The organism is Intestinimonas sp., from assembly GCF_026169115.1.
Taxonomy (GTDB): Bacteria; Bacillota; Clostridia; order Oscillospirales; family Oscillospiraceae; genus Intestinimonas.
Window position 1 is genome coordinate 1 of record NZ_JAPFEA010000118.1, and the last position, 2,973, is coordinate 2,973.

At 57.2% G+C, this 2,973-nt stretch carries 3 protein-coding genes; 1 reads left to right on the forward strand and 2 read right to left on the reverse strand.

The genetic code is table 11. The features are described from left to right. The coding region (locus Q0Y09_RS10275) for a hypothetical protein (RefSeq protein WP_297721075.1) at positions 1–343 on the forward strand (343 nt) is incomplete at its 5' end. Between the two features lie 131 nt (positions 344–474). On the opposite strand, the gene Q0Y09_RS10280 is transcribed toward Q0Y09_RS10275, so the two are convergent. Beyond that, positions 475–1,353 carry an Rpn family recombination-promoting nuclease/putative transposase gene (locus Q0Y09_RS10280; protein WP_297721077.1) on the reverse strand — a complete coding sequence of 293 codons (879 nt, stop codon included), beginning with the start codon at positions 1,351–1,353 and terminating at the stop codon, positions 475–477. A 156-nt stretch (positions 1,354–1,509) separates the two neighbouring features. Further along, a partial coding sequence (locus Q0Y09_RS10285) for an S-layer homology domain-containing protein (protein ID WP_297721079.1) occupies positions 1,510–2,973 on the reverse strand: 1,464 nt, incomplete at its 5' end.

Sequence of the window (2,973 nt, forward strand, 5' to 3'; positions counted from 1 at the left end):
GGATTACGCCGCCCTGTCCAGGCGGCTGGGGAACCGGCCTGCCGGACGGCAGCTCCGGAGCATGGCCGCCGCCGCCCGGCAGAGGAGCCGGCGGCTGGCGGTGGCCTGCTTTCTGCTGGACGGGGTGTGGTACCTGCCCCAGGCGGTCAGCGGGGAGGGCCGGGAGACCACGGTGATGGGTGGGCTTCGGGAGCGGTATCTGGCCGAGCGGCGCAGCGAGGGGGCCTGCCGCTCCGCCGCGGCCCAGGCGGAGGACGGGGAGCTGGCCGAGCTGTGGCTGGACCTGGCCACCGAGAGCCGGGAGAACGCCCGGACCCTCCGCCGCCTGCTGGAGGAGCTCTGAGGGGGGAAGGATCGCCTTGCCGTCCTCTTTTGGGGCAGCAGCAGCGACAAGAGCAGTGAGCAGAGCGCCTGCACAGCAAGAAAAGGACACCGCTGCCTACATGCAGCGGTGTCCTTTTCGGTTGCGCGGGCTCATTTGGCGGCGTCAATGACAGAGCCGACAAAGTCCCTGTCGAGGTCGAGAAGCGCACAAATATCTTCGACGGTCTTTCCTTTTTTCCAAAAACTTAAAATCAACTCTACATCCCTATCCTGCCGGCCCTCGGCGCGGCCCTCAGCGCGGCCCTCGGCACGGCCCTCAGCGCGGCCCTCTTTGAGGGAATCCAACCGATACTGTGCCATTGTCATATATGGTCCCTCCTTCGTTTCATCATGACGGACATCGTTCACATACTTTTTCGCCAGCGTTGTCAGTTCGCCCTTCGGCAGCATGGAATCGTCATTCGTCCGGATATAGTCCAGGAACTCCCTCATGTCCGGGCTCACATTTGCATCCGTATACTTGGTGTTGAGGAAGAGCGCGTGGCTGCCGTCATGGTATTCTACGCCGGGGCAATCCTTTATGATGCTCTGCCGCTCATAGCAGGCCAGCCCCTTTCCATAGTAATCGAAGTCACAGACGAAGATGACATAGGACTCGCCCAACTCGTCATAGTCTGTATTCTTCTCCAGAAAGGCCCTGTCGATACCGCTCTGATAATACCGGACGCGGCGCTCCAGGCCCTTCTGGTCCGTCCTCTGCATCTCGATGTCATAGCGGGTATTGTCTTTATCCTCCAGGTAGACGTCCAGCCGGATGCCATGCCAGTTGAATTCGTCGCTCAGGTCGTGCTCGCGGTTGATAAATTCGATTTTCGCAATTTTCTTCTGAAGCAGCTGCTCCAGAAAGAGTTTGCAGATATTCTCTCTGCGCATGACCTGACCAAACATGAAGAAATGGGACAGGGGCAGCTCCTTGAAGGGCGGAAACTCTTTTTTGACTTTTTCAAAGGACGCATCATATTTGTTCATTCTGGCCGATTTCCCTCATCGCATTGTGATTTTTTGTATCTATATTATACCACGATGATGTCGCCGGTTCAAGGGGGATCGGGTTGGGCGCCTGTTCACTTCCAATCGAACGAGGGTTGGGGCAGGAAGATTCCTGCCCCCACCCTTTGCTGCAAATCAACGATATTTTTCGGCAGTCTCAATGAGGGCTTGAGTCACAGGCTTCTCATTAAGGTCGTGCCCATATCCCCAATTCCTCTCGTGCTCACTCATGGAGAAGATTGCCTGCTTACCAACATCCGTTGATACACCATCCAAAATAACCCATTCACCATCGACATATGCCTGAACCCAGGCGTGTGCGCCATTCTTGGTTGTCCCCTTCACAACAAATGAAGGAATTCCTGCAGCACCTACGATTTCATTGACCGCAACAGCATAATCGTCGCAATCACCGGTCGTTTTCCCATTTGTCCATGAGAACCCACCATTTACTTCATAGGTAATCCTATCACACACTTCCTTAACACAGATTTCTACCTTCTCCCTATCGCTCATGTTCCCGTTAAATTTCGAGAAAATGGGCTCGAAAATATCCAGAAGCTGAGCAGAAATTGGTCGAGCAGTATAGAAAGCTAATCCCTTACTCAGTTTTTCCCCAAACTGTGCTTCGTAGGCATACACACTCCGAATCGCAGAGTTAACCTTCCCGACTCCACTATTATAGTTATCCTCCGCAGTTACAGCATAATTATAATATTTGTTAATCCCACCGACAAGTGAATTTCCTTCAATGATTAAATTACTGTGAACAAGAGTGTCAATAGCTGCGTTGAAAGCATCTTTATCTGTCAAACCCTTAACTTCAGCACTCTGCTCACTCCAATAATCCTTGATAGGCTTATGGGTGTCCAGGCTGAGTGTAACAGGAGTGGAGCTGATTGTCCCAACAACATTGCTGGGGCCGACGGGTTTTTCGGGTTCCACGGGCTGTTCCGGCTCAACCGGCTGCTCCGGCCCGGCGGGGGTCTGACTGCCGCCGCTGAGCACCCCTTTCAGCCGGCCATAGAGGACGGCGGCCTGAGCCCGGTCTACGGAGCGGTCCCCGGCGAAGGTGCCCTGCTCATCGGTGCCCGTAATGATGTCAAGAGAGAAGACGGTGGTCACGGCGTCCTTGTAGTTGGCGGGGATGGTGGCAAAGTCGCCGATCTCCCCCTGGGTCTCGGCCATTTCCCCCTGGGTGGGCAGGGCGAAGCCCTTGTCCCGGAGGATGTTGGTCATGACTGCGGCCATGTCGTAGCGGGAGACCGGTTCCTCCATGCCGGCCTTCGTGCCGGCGAAGAGGCCGTGGGCCGTTCCGACGGCCTGGGCGGGGGCGTACCAGGGGGAAGCGTTCCCGCGGTCCAGCTCGGCCTGGACCTCCGGGCCGTAAAAGCCCCGGCCCAGGATGGTGATGAACTGGGCCATGGTGAGGGTCACATCGGGGCGGAACAGGCCGGTCCCCTTGGCGGGGTCGCCGCCGGTGCCCTCCATCACGCCGTCGGCGTAGCTCCGCTCCACCTGCTGGTAGGCCCAGTGGGTGGCCGGTACGTCCGAAAAGTGCTGGACCGCCGACGCCCCCGCCGGGGCCGCCAGGCCAAC